This is a genomic window from Streptomyces sp. NBC_00457, assembly GCF_036014015.1.
In the GTDB taxonomy this organism is placed as follows: Bacteria; Actinomycetota; Actinomycetes; order Streptomycetales; family Streptomycetaceae; genus Streptomyces.
On record NZ_CP107905.1, the window covers coordinates 3,796,787 to 3,816,231 of the forward strand.

The 19,445-nt window shown below is 70.3% G+C and carries 16 protein-coding genes, 1 tRNA gene and 1 pseudogene; 8 read left to right on the forward strand and 10 right to left on the reverse strand.

Annotated elements, in window-relative coordinates; genetic code table 11:
• Positions 1–210: 210 nt before the first annotated feature.
• The 5 genes from thrC to OG828_RS17030 all read right to left on the reverse strand — a co-directional run bounded on the left by thrC (position 211) and on the right by OG828_RS17030 (position 5,934).
• Complete coding sequence (gene thrC / locus OG828_RS17010) at positions 211–1,269, reverse strand: threonine synthase (RefSeq protein WP_328356924.1); 1,059 nt, start codon at positions 1,267–1,269, stop codon at positions 211–213.
• 6 nt (positions 1,270–1,275) lie between these two features.
• Positions 1,276–2,574, reverse strand: coding sequence for a homoserine dehydrogenase (locus OG828_RS17015; RefSeq protein ID WP_328371916.1), 1,299 nt, complete (start codon positions 2,572–2,574; stop codon positions 1,276–1,278).
• Between the two features lie 149 nt (positions 2,575–2,723).
• Complete coding sequence (gene lysA / locus OG828_RS17020) at positions 2,724–4,115, reverse strand: diaminopimelate decarboxylase (RefSeq protein ID WP_328356927.1); 1,392 nt, start codon at positions 4,113–4,115, stop codon at positions 2,724–2,726.
• A 13-nt stretch (positions 4,116–4,128) separates the two neighbouring features.
• Complete coding sequence (gene nrtL, locus OG828_RS17025) at positions 4,129–5,274, reverse strand: ArgS-related anticodon-binding protein NrtL (protein ID WP_328501615.1); 1,146 nt, start codon at positions 5,272–5,274, stop codon at positions 4,129–4,131.
• A gap of 144 nt (positions 5,275–5,418) precedes the next feature.
• Positions 5,419–5,934, reverse strand: coding sequence for a response regulator (locus tag OG828_RS17030; protein WP_328501616.1), 516 nt, complete (start codon positions 5,932–5,934; stop codon positions 5,419–5,421).
• A 103-nt stretch (positions 5,935–6,037) separates the two neighbouring features.
• On the opposite strand from OG828_RS17030, the gene OG828_RS17035 reads away from it, so the two are divergent.
• Positions 6,038–6,109: transfer RNA gene (locus OG828_RS17035), tRNA-Arg, on the forward strand.
• 223 nt (positions 6,110–6,332) lie between these two features.
• Positions 6,333–6,479: a hypothetical protein gene (locus OG828_RS17040; protein ID WP_443062408.1), complete on the forward strand. Its 147-nt coding sequence runs from the start codon at positions 6,333–6,335 to the stop codon at positions 6,477–6,479.
• A gap of 34 nt (positions 6,480–6,513) precedes the next feature.
• On the opposite strand, the gene OG828_RS17045 is transcribed toward OG828_RS17040, so the two are convergent.
• A complete protein-coding gene (locus tag OG828_RS17045) occupies positions 6,514–6,876 on the reverse strand; it encodes a 6-pyruvoyl trahydropterin synthase family protein (protein ID WP_328501617.1) in 363 nt (120 codons plus the stop codon).
• Between the two features lie 68 nt (positions 6,877–6,944).
• Entirely contained in the window at positions 6,945–9,668 is a 2,724-nt protein-coding gene (locus OG828_RS17050; RefSeq protein ID WP_328501618.1) for an AAA family ATPase, read from the reverse strand.
• 192 nt (positions 9,669–9,860) lie between these two features.
• Here OG828_RS17050 and OG828_RS17055 point away from each other — a divergent pair, with 192 nt between their 5' ends.
• Entirely contained in the window at positions 9,861–10,334 is a 474-nt protein-coding gene (locus OG828_RS17055) for a pyridoxamine 5'-phosphate oxidase family protein (RefSeq protein ID WP_328501619.1), read from the forward strand.
• 76 nt (positions 10,335–10,410) lie between these two features.
• Positions 10,411–11,253 carry a GNAT family N-acetyltransferase gene (locus OG828_RS17060; RefSeq protein WP_328501620.1) on the forward strand — a complete coding sequence of 281 codons (843 nt, stop codon included), beginning with the start codon at positions 10,411–10,413 and terminating at the stop codon, positions 11,251–11,253.
• 243 nt (positions 11,254–11,496) lie between these two features.
• Here the strand turns inward: OG828_RS17060 and OG828_RS17065 are convergent, their stop codons facing one another.
• Positions 11,497–12,945, reverse strand: coding sequence for a choice-of-anchor M domain-containing protein (locus OG828_RS17065; RefSeq protein WP_328501621.1), 1,449 nt, complete (start codon positions 12,943–12,945; stop codon positions 11,497–11,499).
• A 236-nt stretch (positions 12,946–13,181) separates the two neighbouring features.
• Here OG828_RS17065 and OG828_RS17070 point away from each other — a divergent pair, with 236 nt between their 5' ends.
• The 4 genes from OG828_RS17070 (at position 13,182) to OG828_RS17085 (ending at position 15,867) form a co-directional block, all read left to right on the forward strand.
• Complete coding sequence (locus OG828_RS17070) at positions 13,182–13,607, forward strand: hypothetical protein (protein WP_328501622.1); 426 nt, start codon at positions 13,182–13,184, stop codon at positions 13,605–13,607.
• 97 nt (positions 13,608–13,704) lie between these two features.
• On the forward strand, positions 13,705–14,364 hold the full coding sequence (locus OG828_RS17075; RefSeq protein WP_328501623.1) for a DUF305 domain-containing protein: 660 nt from the start codon (positions 13,705–13,707) through the stop codon (positions 14,362–14,364).
• A 167-nt stretch (positions 14,365–14,531) separates the two neighbouring features.
• Positions 14,532–15,008: a CBS domain-containing protein gene (locus OG828_RS17080; protein WP_328501624.1), complete on the forward strand. Its 477-nt coding sequence runs from the start codon at positions 14,532–14,534 to the stop codon at positions 15,006–15,008.
• Between the two features lie 112 nt (positions 15,009–15,120).
• A complete protein-coding gene (locus OG828_RS17085) occupies positions 15,121–15,867 on the forward strand; it encodes a DUF4142 domain-containing protein (RefSeq protein WP_328356956.1) in 747 nt (248 codons plus the stop codon).
• A gap of 18 nt (positions 15,868–15,885) precedes the next feature.
• On the opposite strand, the pseudogene OG828_RS17090 reads toward OG828_RS17085, so the two are convergent.
• Positions 15,886–16,843, reverse strand: a pseudogene (locus OG828_RS17090) (sodium:proton antiporter).
• Positions 16,844–17,309: 466 nt separating this feature from the next.
• Complete coding sequence (locus OG828_RS17100) at positions 17,310–19,292, reverse strand: arabinofuranosyltransferase (protein WP_328501626.1); 1,983 nt, start codon at positions 19,290–19,292, stop codon at positions 17,310–17,312.
• Positions 19,293–19,445: the final 153 nt, after the last annotated feature.

The following is a 19,445-nucleotide window of genomic DNA, read 5'->3' on the forward strand; positions in this document are numbered from 1 at the left end:
GCAGGCGGGTTCAGTACAGCCTATCGAAGGAAGGTTCTGTGGCGACATAGGGCGCACAGGAGGCGCACGATGCGTGTCGTAAGCCCCTTGTGCACCCCCTGTCGGGTGCAGGGCCTGTCTTTCGGATCACGCCTGGGCCGCGGGGTCGCACGGCGCCGTGCGATGAGCCGACGTGATCCGAAAGACAGGCCCTACCCCTTCGGGCGCTGATCAGGCAAGGCCGAGGCGCTCGGCCGCCGTCGCCGCGTCGACCGGGACGGTGACGGGCTGCGGGGCGCCGGCGACGGCCCAGTCGGGGTCCTTCAGGCCGTTGCCGGTGACCGTGCAGACGATCGTCTGCCCCGGGTCGACCTTGCCCTGCTCGGCCGCCTTGAGCAGGCCGGCCACGGACGCGGCCGAGGCGGGCTCGACGAAAACGCCCTCCTGAGCGGCCAACAGCCGGTAGGCGCGCAGGATTTCACGGTCCGTCACCTCGTCGATGAACCCGCCCGACTCGTCCCGCGCGGCCAGGGCGTACTGCCAGGACGCGGGGTTGCCGATACGGATCGCGGTGGCGATGGTCGAGGGGTCCTTGACGATCTCGCCGCGCACGATCGGCGCGGAGCCGGAGGCCTGGAAGCCCCACATGCGCGGGGTCCGCCGCGAAACGCCGTCGGCGGCGTACTCCTTGTAGCCCTTCCAGTACGCGGTGATGTTGCCCGCGTTGCCCACCGGCAGGACATGGATGTCGGGGGCGTCGCCCAGCATGTCCACGATCTCGAACGCGGCCGTCTTCTGCCCCTCGATCCGCACCGGGTTGACCGAATTGACCAGCGCCACCGGGTAGTTCTCGCTCAGCGCTCGAGCGAGCGTCAAGCAGTCGTCGAAGTTGCCGTCGACCTGGAGGATCTTCGCGCCGTGGACGAGCGCCTGTCCCATCTTGCCGAGCGCGATCTTGCCCTGCGGCACAAGAACGGCGGACACCATCCCCGCCCGTACGGCGTACGCGGCCGCGGAGGCGGACGTATTGCCCGTGGAGGCGCAGATGACGGCCTTCGCGCCCTCCTCCTTGGCCTTGCTGATGGCCATGGTCATACCGCGGTCCTTGAAGGACCCGGTGGGGTTCGCGCCCTCCACCTTGAGGTGGACCTCGCAGCCGGTGCGCTCGGAGAGCACCTGCGCGGGCACGAGGGGCGTGCCGCCCTCACGGAGCGTCACGACCGGCGTGGTGTCGGACACCGGGAGACGGTCCCGGTACTCCTCGATGATGCCGCGCCACTGGTGGGTCATTGCTGGTTACTCTCCTTCAACCCGCATGATGCTGGCGACACCCCGCACGGTGTCGAGCTTGCGCAACGCCTCGACGGTGCCGCCGAGGGCCGCGTCGGACGCACGGTGCGTGACGACGACGAGAGAGGCCTCGCCGTCGCCTTCTTGCCGTCCTTGCTGCCGAACCGTATCGATCGAGACACCGTGCTCGGCGAACACGGTGGCCACCTGGGCGAGAACACCCGGTTTGTCGGCGACGTCGAGGCTGATGTGGTAGCGCGTGACGACCTCGCCCATGGACGACACGGGCAGTGCGGCGTACGCCGACTCGCCGGGTCCGGTGGCGCCGTTGATCCGGTTGCGGCAGACGGCGACGAGGTCGCCGAGGACGGCGGAGGCGGTCGGGGCGCCGCCGGCGCCGGGGCCGTAGAACATCAACTGACCGGCGGCGTCCGACTCGACGAACACCGCGTTGTACGCGCCGCGCACGGAGGCGAGCGGGTGGGTGAGCGGGATCATCGCGGGGTGCACGCGCGCGGTGACCGAGCCCCCGTCCGCGGCCCGTTCGCAGATGGCGAGCAGCTTGATGGTGCAGCCGATCCGCTTGGCGGCGGCGAAGTCGGTGGCGGTGACCTCGGTCATGCCCTCGCGGTAGACGTCGTCGAGGCGCACGCGCGTGTGGAAGGCGATTCCGGCGAGGATGGCGGCCTTGGCGGCGGCGTCGAAGCCCTCGACGTCGGCGGTCGGGTCGGCCTCGGCGTACCCGAGGGCGGTGGCCTCGTCGAGGGCCTCCTGATACCCGGCCCCGGTCGAGTCCATCTTGTCGAGGATGAAGTTGGTGGTCCCGTTGACGATCCCGAGCACGCGGTTGACCTTGTCGCCGGCGAGGGACTCGCGCAGCGGGCGGATCAGCGGGATGGCACCGGCGACGGCGGCCTCGTAGTAGAGGTCCTTGTTGTTCGCCTCCGCCGCGGCGTGCAGGTCGGCGCCGTCCTGGGCGAGGAGGGCCTTGTTGGCGGAGACGACGGAGGCGCCGTGTTCGAAGGCGGTGGTGATGAGGCTCCGGGCGGGCTCGATCCCGCCGATCACCTCGACGACGACATCAATGTCCCCGCGTTTGACGAGGGCGGTGGCGTCGGTGGTGATCAGCTCGGCGGGAATGCCCTCACGGACCTTGGAGGGCCGGCGTACGGCGACTCCCGCCAGCTCCACCGGGGCTCCGATGCGGGCGGCGAGGTCGTCGGCGTGCGTCGTCATGATGCGCGCCACCTCTGAGCCGACCACTCCACAGCCCAGCAGCGCCACCTTCAGCGGACGCGTACGCATCATCCGACCTCGTTTCCTCATACCGTCTTCGGTGGGACCAGTCTCACTCACCGGAATGCAGTTTCTATCCATCGTCCGGATCCTGAGACGTCTATTTCATTTCCGCGGGGGCGGAAGACAGGAGATCTTCCGCCCCTGGGGTGTACGGGTCATCCGACATCGAGACGCAGGAGGTCCTCCTCCGTCTCCCTGCGGACGATCACCCGGGCCTCGCCGTCCTGCACGGCCACGACGGGCGGCCTCAGAACGTGGTTGTAGTTGCTGGCCATGGACCGGCAGTAGGCACCCGTGGCCGGTACGGCGATGAGGTCACCCGGTGCCAGGTCGGACGGCAGGAACGCGTCCTTCACGACGATGTCGCCGCTCTCGCAGTGCTTGCCGACGACGCGGGCGAGCATGGGCGCGGCGTCGCTCGTGCGGGAGACCAGGGCGACGCTGTACTCCGCGTCGTACAGCGCCGTACGGATGTTGTCGGACATGCCGCCGTCGACGGAGACGTACGTACGCAGCCCGTCCAGGGGCTTGATGGTGCCGACTTCGTAGAGCGTGAAGGCGGTCGGCCCGACGATGGCGCGCCCGGGCTCGACGGAGATACGGGGGGTGCTGAGGCGGGCGGCCTCGCACTCACGGGTGACGATCTCGGTCAGCGCCTTGGCGATCTCGTGCGGTTCGCTGGGATCGTCGTCGCTGGTGTACGCGATACCGAGCCCACCCCCGAGATCGATCTCGGGCAGCTCGACGCCGTGCTCGTCACGGATGTCCTTCAGCAGGCCCACGACCCGGTGCGCGGCGACCTCGAAGCCGGACATGTCGAAGATCTGCGACCCGATGTGGCTGTGAATCCCGATGAGTTCGAGCCCGTCGAGCTGAAGAGCACGCCGTACGGCCTCGGCTGCCTGCCCGCCCGCGAGCGGAATCCCGAACTTCTGGTCCTCGTGGGCGGTGGCGATGAACTCATGCGTATGAGCCTCGACACCGACGGTGATACGGATCTGCACGCGCTGCCGCTTGCCGAGTTCCTGCGCGATGTGGGCGACGCGGACGATCTCCTGGAAGGAGTCGAGGACGATACGGCCGACGCCTGCCTCGATGGACCGGCGGATCTCTTCCGTGGACTTGTTGTTGCCGTGGAAGGCGATGCGGTCCGCCGGCATGCCGGCGGAGAGGGCGGTGGCGAGCTCGCCGCCGGAGCAGACGTCGAGGTTGAGCCCCTCCTCGTGCAGCCAGCGCACGACGGCCCGGGACAGGAAGGCCTTACCGGCGTAGAAGACGTCGGCGTCATGACCGAAGGCGGTACGCCAGGCACGCGCGCGTGCACGGAAGTCGGCCTCGTCGAGGATGTAGGCGGGGGTGCCGTGCTGTTCGGCAAGGGTCTTCACGTCGATGCCGCCGACGGTGACGACACCGTCGGTGTCACGTCCGACGGTCTGTGCCCACACCTTGGAGTCGAGGGCGTTGAGGTCGGCGGGCGGCGCGGTGTAGTGGCCCTCGGGGAAGACGTCGGCGTGACGGGGCCCGGCGGGGTGTGCGGAACGGCTCATGTCGCGTGTTCTTTCAGAGGTGGTCGGGTGCGTCGATACCGAGCAGGGACAGGCCGCCGGCCAGCACCGCCCCGGCGGCTTCGGCGAGCGCGAGCCGGGCACGGTGGGCGGCCGAGGGTTTCTCCTCGCCGATCGGCAGCACGGTGGGCACAAGAGCGAGGACGGCATCGGCGACGGTGACGAGGTGCCGGGCGAGACGGTCGGGGGCGCGGTCCTCGGCGGCTGCGGCGAGGATGCGGGGGTGGTCCGCGAGCGCGTGGAGGAGGCGGGTGGTGTCGGATGGGGCTTGGGACGGGACTTGGGACAGGCCGGCACCGGGGGTCGGCCCGGGTTCGGCGCTGAATCCGAGGTCGGCGGCGTTGCGCTGGGACAGGCCGGCGCCCGAGGTCGGGCCGGCTTCGGCGCTGAATCCGAGGTCGGCGGCGTTGCGGCCGAGCGCCCGGGTGCGGGCGTGCGCATAACGGACGCGGAAGAGGGGGTTGCCCTCACGCTGGACCAGATGCTCGTCGGTGATGCGGGGCCGGTCGTGGGCGGCGGGGTACAGCAGCGCCCAGCGGGCGGCGTCGGGGCCGAGGGGGAGGGGGTCGGCGGGGGCGGGGATGGGGCGCACCCAGTAGGCCGGTGACCCGGGGCTGCCCACGCCGTCGACGCGTACGCCGAGGACGTCGGTCCACTCGGGCTCGGGGCAGGCCTCGCAGCTGGTGCGGACGACGGCACCCTGCGAACGGAGGATGCGGGCGGTGGCGTCCATGACGACGACGGCGCGGACCTCGTGCGGGGCGTGCAGCGGCAGGAGTGGCTGATGGTCGGGCCCCTCGGCGTGGCCGTACCGCCGCCCGCGCCGCAGGATCTCCTCGACTAGGGCCACGGGCGCGGCACCGCGCAGGCTGATGTTGAGAAACCCGGGCCGGGTGACGACGACATCGGAGACGGCGGCCGTATCGAGCAGGTACGGCCGAAGGATCTCGGCGACCCGCAGCGGCGGCTGCCCGGCCGGGCGGGCGAGCTGAAGGGCGATATTGGTGGCGTAGTCCCCACAGCCACCGGCCCCGGGAGCCGTCACGACAGCCCGCTCCGGCACGGTCACGCTCAGTTCCCCATCGTCGACAGCACGACGCACTGCGCGCAGCACGGTGCGGGAGAGCTCGACGGGGGTCACGGGACAAGCGTATGGGAGGAGGGGGGTGGGTAGGCGAGGCGGTTTAGGGGAGGGTCCCGAGATGTGGACGGGGGTGAGATGGAAGCGGGACGGAGTGGGCCGGCGTTGGGACGGAGCCGAGAGCCACACCTGCCGCCCCTTCGATCAGCCGCCGGCCCGCCCGGCCCGCTCGGTCTCCCCCATACCGAGGACGTTCCCGAACAGGGGCCCGTCCTCCCCCTGCGCTCGCCCGCTCCGCTTCCGCTCGATCAACTGATGTACGAGCGCTACGAGTTCGGCGGGTTCGAAGGGTTTGGCGAGGAACGCGTCGACGCCGATGTCGAGGCCGCCGTCGACCTCGTACTGTGTACAGGCGCTGACAATGGCCAGCGGCAGATCACGGGTCCGCGGATCGGCCCGCAGCCGTGCGGCGGTCCGCAGCCCGTCGAGTCGCGGCATGACGACGTCCAGGGTGACCACATCGGGCCGCACCTGATGAATGACATCCAGACACTCGGCACCGTCGGCCGCGGTCACGACCTCGAGGCCCTCCAGCTCGAGATTGACCCTGATCAGCTGCCGGATGACCTTGTTGTCGTCGACAACAAGCACCCGGCCCGACGCGCCTGGCACAACTCGAGAGTAGGTCGGGACCGGCCACCGCGTCCGGGTTTTCCCCACTTCCACCCCCTGCGGGCGACGCTCTCCCCCCACGAAAACCGTTCATGAACACCCCGAAGGAGCTGGTAGGGTTCTACCCGTCGCCGCGCAACGCGCCCGACACGCCCCCGTAGCTCAGGGGATAGAGCAACGGCCTCCGGAGCCGTGTGCGCAGGTTCGAATCCTGCCGGGGGCACCTTGGATTTGGTGCCCAAAGACCCCGCCATCAGCGCGCTAGCTGAGTGCGGGGTCTTCGCGTGTCTGCGGGCGGATGCAGTCCTGAGCGGCCCTATGTCGGGAACGGCGAAGGCCCTCGGACGGATCCAAGGGCCTGAAGCTTAGTGAGGCTCACACCTACCCACACGCGCCGTCGATGCACTTCGCATAGCGGCTAGCGGCTCAGCAGGACCTCAACGCTGTTGCCCGCTCCTTCGGCCACCTCGGTCGCGTCGACACCGCAGTTGAGCCAGGTCGCCGTCCACCTGACCGGCGAAGACCGCCGGATCACGCTCAACGTCGGACTCACCGCCAACGCGGCCGTGACTGTCTGGCTGGTCCCAGCGTGAACAGGGCTCCCTGTCGGCGGACGTGGGTCGAGCTCTACGGCCGGTAGTCGGCCCAGGTCTTGGGTGTCTCCGAGACCTTTACGGCGCTGAGTTCAGGCAGGTCGTCGCGCCAGGTGTCGTAGATCCACTTGGCGAGGTTCTCGGCTGTCGGGGGGATGCCCCCCATCGCTTCATTGAGGTGCCGGTGGTCGAGCGTCGTGTCGACCCATTTTTTGAAGGCGTCCAGGTCCCGGTAGTCGCGGACGAAGCCGGGCGGGGCAAGGGCGTGGTCGTCTGCCGAGAGTTCGAGCACGACCACGTAGTTGTGGCCGTGCAGGCGGGCGCAGGGGTGCCAGGAGGGGAGCGTGTCCAGGACATGGCTGGCAGAGAAGTGGAACTCCTTGCTTATGGTGAACATGCCGATCCCGTCTCCTCCGCTCCCCCCTTGGGACCCTGGGACCCCTGCCGGTCTCGCACTGTAGTCGGTCAGCCTGCCCCGGCCTCTCCCTCGTCGAGGCCGCTGTCGTGCAGCAGGGCCCGGTTCAGAGGCACGTCGGTCAGGAACCGCGCCCGCAGGACCGGGTCATCGATGCTGTCCGCCTTGCGCAGCACCTCGGCACGGGCTCTGCCCAGCAGGTCGCGGACCTCGCTCCCGCTGTCCTCGGCCAGCAGAGCGCGGGCCGCGTGATACAGAACCTCTTCCGTACGCAGGGCCGGCATGTCCCCGTGCTCGGCGAGCCGGGCGAGCGCGTGGCGGCCGTCGCGGGCGGCCGGATCCGTCTCGCCGTCCTGCAGATGGATCCGGCTGCGCAGCACATATCCGGCGATCTCGCTGCGCACCATGCCACTGTCGCGGGTGTCGACGAGCGTGTCCTCACACAGCCGCCGAGCCAGGCTCCTGTCGTGGCCAGTGGCGAGGAGGACCTCGACGTACAGGTTGCGCACGATCGGTACCAGGTTGACCAGCCAGGTGCGCTGGGTCTCCAGCCAGGCGTTCCGTGCGCGCTCGACCGCTTCGCCGTGGCGAGCGGCATCATGGGTGAGCAGCGTGGCGAGGAGGGCGTTGTTGTATGCGTGCCAGCCACTGTCGCCACCGCGCTCCTCCTCGAAATCCAGAGCCTCACGCAGCACCGTGCCCGCTTCCTCCCACGAGCCGGTGGACAGGTGGAGCTGGGCGAGATAGTTCAGCGCTATGGGCAGCTCGGCGCGGAGAGTCTCACCTCTCAGCCGCTCGGTGCAGCGCAGCAGCCGCTGCCGGGCTTCGCCGAGCCGACCCGCGTCGAAGAGGTTGACCCCGATCTGCATCTCGTTGAGATTGCGGGCGTGCTGCAGTACGGGGTTCTCCGCCTCGCCGAGGCGCGGGTCCGAGGCGTACAGCCGCTCGGCGTCCAGGAGCACCCGCAGACCTGCGCGCAGATCGCGTTTGGGCAGCTGGCGTCCGTATTCGACCATCGCCACGAAGAGCGCCTGACGGCCTGCCTCGCCACACTCCCGGGCGCGTTCGACTGCCTCTTCGAGCTTGGCGAGGGAGGGCCGGACACCGTGGACGGCCAGCAGTGTCTTGCCGCGCAACAGGGTGGTGCGGGCGATGAGCAGCTGGTCCCCGAGGCGGTGTGCCGCCTGCTCCGCCTCGGCGGCCAAGGCGTCGATTCCCATGCTCTCCCGCTCGCCCTCGCCTCCCTTCCAGCGCACCTCAGTGATGCTGAGCAACAGCTCGATCGCCTCCACCAGACGGCGATCGCGCTCCGGACGTCCGGCGGGCATCAGCCGGGCGGACTCGATCGCCGTCCGGCAGTGTTGTTCGGCCTGGGCGAAGGAGAGATCCTCGACCGCCACGGAACGGGCCAGGCCGTAGTGGGCGGCGGCCGTCTGTGCGGCATACGCGGGCCCGGCCTGCAGGAAGTGATCGGCGATCAGCACGCGCAACTCGAGCGGAGCGGCGCCCCCGTCGACTCCTGGCAGGCGTGGCAGTGCTTCGGCGATGTCCGCATGCCGTTGCCGGCGGGCGCCTTCCGACTGTTCGCCGCGGATACCCCTTTGCAGGACCCGGTGCTCGAAGTCGTACCAGTCGGTCTCCAGACCGGCTGCCCAGTCGGGGACCTCGTCCCGATGCCGGCAGCGGATCAGGCCGTGTTCGCGCTCTATACGGTGCAGCAGGTCCTGGACCTGGATCCGTGGCGAGCCGGACACCTCGGCGAGTGTGTGTGCGAAGAAGAACTCGCCCATGGTGGCGCCGGTGACCAGGAGTTCGCACGCAGCCGGGTCCAGCTGCCGGAAACGGTCCAGCACGGCTGCGGGAAGGCTCCCCGGCAGTGGCACCCGGACACCGTCTTCGGGTCGCCACAGCCTCAGGCACTGCTCGACGAAGATCGGATGGCCGCCCGTCGCCCCGGTCAACCGGACGGAGAAGTCCTCGGGAGCAGGGTGGCTCTGAAGCCTGGCATCGACCAGTTCCCTGACAGCCCAGGCAGGCAGCGGCGGCAGCGTGTGGCGGGACACGAGCTCCGTGTGATCCCTCTGCCAGGCGTCCAGTAGCTGGTCCACAGCCCTGCCGTTCCCCTCGGCTGCGGCATACAAGCTGAGACCGAGAACAAGACCGAGCGGTTCACCCCCGATCCTGGGCAGCAACAGGTGCAGGAACTCCAGGGTCGACACATCGCACAGCTGGATGTCGTCCACCATCAGGAGCAAGGGCCGATCCGCGCGCGCCTGTTGCAGCAGCACGTCGATCAGCTGCCGGGTCACGGTGCTCTGCACGGGCAGGAGACTGTCGCCCGGGATGGACCCGGTGGCTACGGTGGCCTCGGCGAACACCCGGCCTGCCGCGACCACCGCGCCGAGCCCCGGAACCGCGGCGGACAGCAGGTCGGGGGCGGCCGTCAGCGCACCGCGGGCCGCCGTGCGCCGGAGGCCGGCCAGCCGTCTGCGGCCCTGTGCGGGACGGTCCAGTGCGTGCAGAGCGTCCAGGACGGGTCCGTACGGCCGCCGCGAACCGATGCCGGGCGCGGCCCGCACGAGTACCACCCGGCAGGGCTGCTCCTGGGAAACGGCGGAGGTGCCCAGGCGGCGGGCGAACTCGCCCAACAGGGACGATTTACCCATCCCCGAGTCGCCCTCGACGAACAGCACACTCGAGCGTCCTTCTGCCAGGGCGGTCGCCGCGCTCTCGAGCCTGGCCAGGCTCTCCTCCCGGTCGACGAACACCGTCACCCCGCGCCCCCGTTCATCTCACCCGCCACCTGCGCCTCGGCACCAACTGCCTGCACCCTACGGCCCTTTGTCGGTGTGCCAGATGAGTGATCCCCAACTGGCCGAAACGGTACGCCCCGACGGACACCCGCCGTCGGGCCTAGGACCTGCGCCCCATGTGCACCGTGACCGCGCTGGCTAAGGTCGGCGCTCATGGAACCTGCGGAGATCATTCGTCGCGATGCGGTAGAGCGCAGGCGCGACGTGCTGGAACGGCTTGGCGCGGAGCGCGACATGTGGGTGTCGACGGCCCATCCTGATCATGGTCCGCACCAGGTGCCGCTGTGGTTCCTGTGGGACGGGGAGGCGGTGTGGATGTGTACCGGTGCGGGGTCGGCCACGGCGCGCAATGTGCGCGAGGAGCCGCGTGTACGGCTGGCGCTGCCGGACAGCTTCGATGTGGTGCTGCTGCAAGGGGAGGCGGAGTGCCATCCCGCGCGGGATGTGCCGAAGGATGCCGCGGATGCGTTCGCGGGCAAGTTCGGCTGGGATCCGCGTAGGGAAGAGGCGCCCTTTGTGTACCTGCGCGTGGCGCCGCGGACGATGCGCGCCTGGCGGGGAGAACCGGAGCTGCGGGGCAGGGTCGTCATGCGGGACGGGGTGTGGCTGGCGGCAGCGCAGGCGTAGTTCGAAGGTCGGGACGGCTGCAGCCGGACGGTAATGCGGTGGCAGTGGTTCGGGGCCTGCTGCTTGGATGCTTGGCGTGACGTCTGTGGATCTTGATGGTGCTCGTGAACTGCTGGACCGGCTTGAGCGGTACTACGACGCGGTGCCTCGCTCCGGCGCTCGGGTCGAGGACTTGGGGCCGCTGCGGTTGTTCATCCGGGAGGGGCAGGGCTGGCCCTTCTACGCACGTCCGGCGCTGGGGTGGTCCGGGCCGGTGAGTGCGGCGGATGTGACCCGGGTGCGCTCTCGGCAGCGGGAGTTGGGCATTCCGGAGAGTTTCGAGTGGGTTGCCGAGACCACGCCTGGGCTGCGGGACGCGGCTGAGCGGACAGGGCTTGTGGTGCACGAACACCCCTTGATGGTGCTCGGCTCTGATGTGCCGACCCCTGTGGTGCCGGATGTGGCCGACAGCGTGGTGGTGCGGACTGTGGGACCGGGCGATCCCGTGCTGCCGAGCGCGCTGGCTGTCCCTCACCTGGCCTTCGGCGATCCCGGAACCGGTGTCGGTGCGGCGGGCGTGGCGGAGTTGAGAGAGGCGGTGCGGAGCCGCGCCGAGGACGGGACGGTGGAACGTGCGGCGGCACGCATCCTGGCCGGCCTGACGTGCGTTGCTGCCGCGGTGGACGACGGAATGGCGCTGTGCGCCGGGCAGCACCAGCCAGTGGGAGCGGTCAGTGAGATCGTCGGGGTGGGGACCCTGCCGACCGCGCGCCGCCGGGGTCTTGCGCTCGCGGTCACCGCGGCGCTGATAGCCGACGCACGTTCACGCGGCGTCGAGACCGTCTTCCTGTCCGCGGGCGACGACGACGTCGCCCGGATCTACGCCCGCCTCGGCTTCCGCCGCGTAGCCACCGCACTGATCGCCGAGCCCGTCGAGTAGCGAGATGCCGGCCGGCGTCGCTGTGACACGAGGAGATGGCGGCGGGGATTTGCAGCCCGCTGCACCCGGAGAGCAGGGCGCTCGCCTCGACCAGCGCGGCTGCGACGGTGGTGCGTCTGGGGTGGCCCCGCATGGGGCTCCTCCTTCTGTCGAGCACGTCTGAACACGTCTGAACACGTCGGTGCCGCATACGACGGACCGGGTCGCTGCCGGGCGGGCGCCGGTCCGTCGTACGCGGAGCTTTCACTGGGCCCTACGGCGCCGTCGTACGAAGAGCACCGCGCCACCGCCCACCAGCAGGGCGAGAACCGCGATGCCTCCGATCACGGCGACCTGCGCACCGGTGGAGGCGAGTCCGCCGGTCGTCGAGGTGCCGCTGCCGCCGGTTCCGGAGGAGGCGGAGCGCGGGTCCGTCGCCGAGGGCGAGGCGCTCACTGAGCCGGATGCGGATGCGGAGGCCGACGGGGAGGCCGTCGCGGTCGGTGACGTGGAGGCCGACTGTGACGGGGTGGTCGTGGGCGTCGCCGTCGGCTCGTCGCCCGTGCCCGGTGTGACGGTCGATGGGTCCACGTCGTCCCCAACGACCCAGGCGATGGTCTCCGTGTCGCTGACCTTCGTGCCGTCGGCGAGTGTGGCGCTGACGGCGAAGGTGTCCGGCAGACCGTCCCCGCTGTGGGCGTGCATCGTCACCGAGCCGACCGAGCCTTCCGTGAAGATGCTCAGCGCACCCGGGCCCTGGACGGCGTCGAGCCGGAAGGCGACGCGGCCGTCGATCTCGGAGCTCTTGAACTGGTCGGTGCTCCAGCCGGGCCAGACGAGACCGTCCAGCTGCTGGATGGGCAGCCACGAGACCGGGTCGCCGACCGGGCCCAGGAACTCGTACCCCTCGGTGATCTTCCGGCGCGCGCCCGGTTTCACATGCAGGACGACTTCGTCGGGCTCGTGCCACGTGTGGTCGTGGGCCGTGCCCTCCTTGATCTGGAACTGCAGTGAGCCGTCCACCGGGCGGGCGGCCAGATCGAGGTGGCCGTTGTCGATGACGTGGGCGGCCGGTGCGGTGGGCGTCGAGAGCGAGGGGGTCGTGGACGTGGGGGGCGTCGAGGGCGTCGGGGTGGAGCCGTCGCCGGGCAGTACGTCGTCCGGGTCGACGTCGTCGCCGACGACCACGGCCAGCGTCTCGGTGTCGGTGGAACCGCCGCTGGTGACCGTGAGGGTCAGGCGGTAGACGCCTTCCTCGGTGAAGCCCCAGGTGGGCACGGCCCGTTGCTCGTCCTTGGCCAGGGTGAACGCGCTGTGGGCGCTGTCCCCGCTGTTGAGGTGCTGCACCGGGCTCTCGTCGTTGTTGTCCATCTCGCGCGTGTAGGTGTACATCGCGAAACGCCCCGGCCCCTCGAAACCCGCGAGGCGGACCTCGGTGTCCGCGCCCGCCTCGGTGCCGTTCCAGCCCGGTTCGGGTGCGAAGATCTGCCCCGCGTTCTCCCAGCCGTTGAAGAAGTAGGCGGAGAGCAGCGTGTCGCCCAGGATCGGATACGCCGGGCCGATGAGGTCTTTCTTGGTCGCCGGTCCGGCATGCAGCACGATCTCGGACGGCTCCCGTACGACCGTGGAGTCGCCGCCGCGGTCGTCGATCTGCCACTCCAGCTTCCCGTCGGCCAGTCGGGGCGTGAGGTCGAGTTCGCCCTCGTCGAGCACGACGGCGTCGCCCTGCCGGGCATCACCATCGTCCTGTCTCGTCTTCTTCGCTGTGCGCTACGCCCGCCCGCTGTACCCTCCGGGCGTCCGGCCCCCTCGCCGTACAACCCGGTGACCGCACCGGAATCCGGGGCAAGGGAGAGGCCGTCCTGCACCCGTGATTGAGTACGGGACGCCTGGATGCCGTATGTATGTCTGTACGTCGAAGCGTCCGACCAGGAGACCCCGCAGTGCACGTGAGCCGTTACGTACGAGTTGGAGGCGCCCTCGGGCACGTGCTGCTCGTCGTCGTGCTCGCGCTCGGCGTCTTCGTGATGCACACCGTGGGGCATCCGGACGAGTCATCCCACGCGTCCGTGTCGGCGATGGATACCGGGTCCCACGCGTCCGTGTCGGCGATGGTTCCGGCGCAGGCGGACCCGGCACAGGAGGACCTGGCGCAGGCGGCGTCCGCGGACGTGCCGGTCATGGCCATGGACATGGTGTCGCTGTGCGTGGCGGTCCTCTTCGCCGCCTGGATCCTCGTCGCACTGCTGCGGTCGGCGCTCGCCCGCAGTCCCGGCTGCCTGGCAGACGTTCTCGCCCGGGCGCCTGTCCTGCGGCGCTCCGCCCCGCCCCCTCGCCCACCTGATCTGACCCAGTTGTCGGTTCTGCGGCAGTAGGCCGCTACGCCCTCGCGGGCGCGCACCACGCGCGGCCCCGCGATCTCGCGTACGCCCTCACAGCCAGAGAACCGACAAACACGAGGTGAGATCCACCATGACTGCCTTCACGCGCGCCCTGCGCGGCAAGCCCGCCCGTCATGTCACGGCCGTCGGCATCGTCACGGCGGGAGCCCTGCTGCTCTCCGCCTGCGGCGGCAACGGCGACGACTCGAGCGGCACGGACCACGGCAGCGGCAGCTCCTCGGCCGCGGCGAACGCCGAGGCCGGGGCCAAGGCCGGCGACTTCAACGACGCGGACGTCATGTTCGCCCAGATGATGATCCCGCACCACGAGCAGGCCCTGGAGATGGCCGAACTGGCCGACGGCCGTGCCTCCGACGCGGAGATCAAGGACATCGCCGGGAAGATCGAGAAGGCCCAGGACCCCGAGATCCAGACGATGAAGGGCTGGCTCGAGTCCTGGAACAAGCCGACCGCGGCAGAGTCCATGGAGGGCATGGGCCACTCCGGCGGCTCGGGCACGGGCGGCATGATGTCCGACGAGGGCATGGCCGACCTCAAGGCCATGAAGGGCGCGGAGTTCGACAAGATGTTCGCCCAGATGATGATCGAGCACCACGACGGCGCGATCACCACGGCCGAGGACGAGCAGAAGAACGGCAAGAACGCCGACGCCGAGAAGATGGCGGACGCCATCGTCAAGGGCCAGTCCGCCGAGGTCGAGCAGCTCCAGGACATCCTCGACCGACTCTGATCCGCGTCACTGACTGACTGCCGCTGACACCCCTCTCGGCTCCGGTGCCGGGCACCTGCAGGTGTCCGGCACCGGAGCCGATCCGTGGCGCTCCGGCCATCCCCCTCTCCCACTCCCACCCGCGTATGTTTCATGTCAGAGACGCAGACGCTTATGAGGAGCCCGTCGTGCGCGCACGTGATCTGGCGGTCGGATACGAGACGGTGAGCGTCGACAGTGACGCGCTGGAGGCGGCGCGGCTGATGGCCGAGCACAAGTTGCCGGGGCTGCTGGTGCTCGACGAGCGCGGTGAGCCCAAGGCGATCCTGCCGGCGTCCCAGATGATCAAGGTGCTGGTTCCGGCGTATGTGCTGGAGGACCCGGCGCTCGCCGCGGTCGTCGACGAGAAGCACGCCGACCGGCTGTGTCAGGCGCTGGTCGGCCGCCGGGTCGGGGAATGCCTGCCCACCAAGGCGGCCCCGCCCCCGATCGCGGACCCCGACGACACCGCGCTGGAGGTGGCCGCGCTGATGGCCCAGGTGCGCAGCCCGGTGGTGGCGGTGGTGGAGAAGGCGAAGGACGGGACCCATCTCCTGGGCGTCATCACCGCCTCGCACCTCCTCCACGAGCTTCTCGCGACGGCCGGCACGATCGGCGGCACGTGAGAGTGTGACGTACGCCATATGCCTGCTGCGTGACTTTTACTCGGGACACTGATTGGACGGCGCCTCCCGTCCGTACTTCCTGGAGTCAGGTCCGGTCACATCAGGAGGCACGATGCGCCTGTCGCGCAACAGGGTCGGAACCGTCTTCGTCGGCGGAGCATTGAGTCTGACTCTCGCCGCACTCGCGTACCCCGCAATGCTCGGGGTGGACAAGGCAGCCACCGGGCAGGATCGCATCATCGCGAACACCCCCTACGGTCCGCTCACCGAGGCGGACCGGTCCTTTGTGGTCGCCGTGCGCGCGGCCGGGCTGTGGGAGTACCCGCTCGGGATGATGGCGATGGAGCGCGGGACGACCCCGGCGATGAAGGAGGCCGGCGAGCACCTGGTCGTCGGGCACGCCGGGCTCGACGAAATGTGCCGCAAGATCGCGCCCGAGCTGGGCATCACGCTGCCCAACCAGCCCAGCCCGCAGCAGCAGCAGTTCGTGGCGACCTCGCAGGCCGAGACCGGCAAGCAGTTCGACACCACCGCGGTCAACATCATGCGGACCGCCCATGGCCGGATCTTCCCGGTGGTCGCCCAGGTCCGCGCCACCACCAAGAACTCGCTGGTCCGTCAGCTCGCCGACCTGACCAACGACACCGTCCTCGACCACATCTCGGTCCTGGAGAAGACGGAAATGGTCAACTTCGACCAGGCCCTCTTCCAGCAGACGAGCCCGCCCAAGCTCCCCCAGGATCAGATGACCCCGCCGCCGCCGCAGCCGGGCGCACCGATCGTCGCCATCACGAAACCCCCGGGCCTGGACCTCCAGACGTCCGCGCCCACCCCGACCCCCAGCCCGACCGTGAAGTGACGCCCACACGCCCCACGCCTATCCCCAGCCGAAGTAGCGCAGCCACACATGCGCCATCGCCACCACGACCGTGACCGCGGTGACCACGAGGCCGTACTTGGTGAACTGCCAGAAGGAGATGGGCTGCCGGTTGCGTTCGGCGATGCCGAGCACGACGACGTTGGCCGAGGCACCGATGGCGGTGGCGTTGCCGCCGAGGTCGGCGCCGAGCGCGAGCGCCCACCACATGACGTGGTCGCTCGCGCCGCCCATGTTCTGCACGAGGTCGCCGGTGATGGGGGCCATGGTGGCGACGTACGGGATATTGTCGACGACCCCGGACAGTGCCGCGGACGCGCCCAGCATGAGCATGGAACCGGCGAATTCGTTGGTGCCGATCACGTCGGCCAGCGCGCCGGACACCTCGTCGACGACGCCCGTGTCGATGAGCCCGCCGATCATCACGAACAGGCCCGCGAAGAAGGCCAGCGTGGGCCATTCGACCTCGGCGAGGACGTCACCGGTCTCGACCGCGGAGACGGCGATGAGCAGCCCGGCGCCGAGCAGGGCGACGACGCTGGGCTCGTAGTGCAGGACGAACCCGGCGACGACCAGGACGAGGACGACGAGGCCCTGGATCAGCAGCCGCGGGTCCCTGATCGCCTCCCGCTCCTCCAGCTCCATGATCTCGGCGGCGCGGTCCTCGTCGTACACGAAGGACTTGCGGAACATCACGCGGCACAGCAGCAGGAGAAGCAGTATCAGGACCGCGACGCGGGGCGAGGTGGATCAGGAAGTCGTTGAAGGTGAGGCCTGCCCGGCTGGCGATGATGATGTTGGGCGGGTCGCCGACGAGGGTCGCGGTGCCGCCGATGTTGGACGCGAACACCTCGGCGATCAGGAACGGGGCGGCGGGCAGGCCGAGGCGCTCGCAGACCAGCAGGGTGACCGGGGCGATGAGCAGGACCGTGGTGACGTTGTCGAGCAGGGCGGGCACGCGCCCAGAGGGCCAGCATCAGGCGGGGGGTGCCGACTGCTCGCACGGGGGTGTGCACGAGGGTGGATTAACTCGATCGTGTGATGGTCGGCTTGCGGCGTGCTGGGCTGTTCGGGCTACGGTGATCATGCGATCTGGGACGCCGGGTACGGTGCCAGCGTGCGGGGCCCCCGCTCCACCGGAGTGATGGTTCGGGGCCTCCCCGTCGCCTCTGGCCGTACCCACATGGCCAGGTCGCACAGGGAGCCGGCCTCCCGGGATCGGACCACGGACAAGATCCGTGTCGCTGCCCCGGGGTCGAGTATGCCGGGGACCAGTGCGCCCAAGACCGTTCGGGGCGTGCGGCTGAGCGGGCTCACTTCTGCTCAGTCCACAGGAACGGTTCGTGGACGGGCATCGACGCGCGCGTCATGACGGGTCACCACCGATCGGAAGACGGTTGACCGCGCCCGACCGTACACCGTGCTCACCCGGACCGGGCGCCGTAACGCGTGATCACGGTGTACGGCCCCACGTCCTGCCGCAGGAAGCGCCCCGGCGGGAAGAAGTCGACGGGGAAGACGACCTGAGAGGACCGGGTCACCGGGACGCGGGGGAAGTTGTGGCGGAACAGGTAGAGGCCGTAGCCGGTGTCGGTCTGCCGCAGGACGAACACGTCCGGCGCCGGGAAGCGGCCCGAGTCCAGCCGCCGCGAGAAGTCGTCCGCGTCCCGGGCGGCGAGCCAGCGCCGTACCTCCGCGTTGCGCTTCTCGTGCCGTGCCTGGGGGTTGGAGTAGCCGGGCGTCATGGCGACATACGCCCAGTACGGCTCGACGGACAGCAGCCGGTGATGGTCCGTCAGGACGGTCAGGTCGTGCGGCTGCCTGCCGGTGCCGCGGGCGATCGCGCGGACCAGGGGGCGGATCCACAGGTCCTCGGTGCCGGGGTGCCGCACGCGTGCCGTGCGGGAGGGGGCCGTGCCGTCGTCCAGGGGGTAGCTCTGCCGATAGGCCAGGTCGACCTCGCGGCCCAGCGCGCTCTGCGCGTGCTGGACGGCGGCGACGGTGAAGACCGCCGCGATGACGGCCAGTACGCCGGTGGCGGTCCGCGCCTGCGCCCGGTGCCGTCTGCGTACGGTCCGCAGCAGGTCCCACAGGGCGAGGACGCCCGCGCAGTGCAGTGCGACGAGCAGGACCGGGTGGACGCGGAAGGAGAGGAGCGTGGTGCCGAACGCGATGGCCAGATGGGACAGCACGCACCAGGCGTAGCATCCGGCGACCAGCGCGAGCAGGCCCGCGGCCACGGGCCGGCTGCGGCAGCGGACGACCAGCCAGACGGTGCCGGCCAGGCACAGCAGTCCGCCCGGCGTGATCTCCGTCATCGGCAGCAGATACGTCAACTGCTGGTAGGGGGTGAACTTCAGCGCCGTCGTGTCGGGGGACCCTCCGGCGGCGCGTCCGGCCAGTTCGTACGGCAGCAGGACCACGGCCGCCGACGGTGCCGCCGCGATCCCCGCGAGCGCGACCCGTGCGAGCAGCGTGCGCCAGTGCCGCGGTCTGTGCAGCAGCAGGGCCACCACCATCGCGGTGAGCGTGAACACCCAGAAGGCGGCGAGCAGCGTGTACGTCAGCACGGCCGCGCCCACCGCGACGCCGAACGCCAGCAGCGGAAAGGGGCGGACGGCGGGCGCCCGCAGCAGCTTCAGCGCGATCACCGTGAGCGGCGCGAGCGCGGAGCCGACCAGCCAGGCGTAGGGCTCGCGGACGCCGAGGGAGGGCTCGACGAAGGCGGCCATCACGGTCGCCGTCGCCAGCAGTACGGCGATCCGGGGCGGCACCAGCAGCCGCCACAGCGCCAGCGTCACCGCCGCGGCGAGCGCGGCCGAGGTGATGCACAGCGGCTTGAACGCGGCCCACGCGTCCCAGCCCAGCAGCGCGGCGATCCGGCCGCCGGTCCAGAACCAGCCGGGCGGGTACAGCGGCGGTACGTCCCGGTAGGCGAAGTCGGCCAGGGCGGGCGAGTCGGTGAGGCGGGTGAGGTACTCGACACGGAACTGGTTGTCCGAGGCCAGCCCGCCGAGGAACCAGCGGGTGCCGTGCAGCGGGAGGGCGAGGAGGAGGGTGGGCAGCGCGGAGACCAGCGCGTAGCCGGACCAGTGGAGGAGCCCGCGTACGGCCATGCCGCCCCGCCCGGCGGCCGGCACCGACAGGGCGAGGAGGACCACCACGGCCGTCGTGGTCAGCGTGGTCAGGACGGTCGACAGCAGCGACGGCTCGGGCAGCGGCAGCCGCGGAACGACGTACTGGATGCCGACGCTCACGCCGACCGCGATGTCCGCCCCGAGGACGAGCTCGACGGCGAACCGGCCGCCGGTGGGACGTCGCCGCCCCGTCCGCGGCGGTGCGGAGGACGGAGCGGGACGCCCCGTCGGTCCCTGCCCCCCGATCAACGCCGCAACCGGAGCGATCACCGCCCCGTCCTCCTGCGCTTGCCGAACGCGTTCTTGGCGAGCGATCACACCGTCAACTCGCCCCCGACGAGCGGCCATCGGACTCTCACCCTGCTGCCCGTCCTGCCCCCGTTCCCGGCCGGCGACCACCCGACGGCCGTCCCCCGCATCCTC

Bases quoted from the DNA above. Each gene is read 5' to 3' on its own strand.
- thrC (WP_328356924.1), bottom strand. From the start codon at position 1,269: ATGACCCACCAGTGGCGCGGCATCATCGAGGAGTACCGGGACCGTCTC.
- OG828_RS17015 (WP_328371916.1), bottom strand. From the start codon at position 2,574: ATGCGTACGCGTCCGCTGAAGGTGGCGCTGCTGGGCTGTGGAGTGGTC.
- lysA (WP_328356927.1), bottom strand. From the start codon at position 4,115: ATGAGCCGTTCCGCACACCCCGCCGGGCCCCGTCACGCCGACGTCTTC.
- OG828_RS17045 (WP_328501617.1), bottom strand. From the start codon at position 6,876: ATGTTCACCATAAGCAAGGAGTTCCACTTCTCTGCCAGCCATGTCCTG.
- OG828_RS17055 (WP_328501619.1), top strand. From the start codon at position 9,861: ATGGAACCTGCGGAGATCATTCGTCGCGATGCGGTAGAGCGCAGGCGC.
- OG828_RS17075 (WP_328501623.1), top strand. From the start codon at position 13,705: ATGACTGCCTTCACGCGCGCCCTGCGCGGCAAGCCCGCCCGTCATGTC.
- OG828_RS17085 (WP_328356956.1), top strand. From the start codon at position 15,121: ATGCGCCTGTCGCGCAACAGGGTCGGAACCGTCTTCGTCGGCGGAGCA.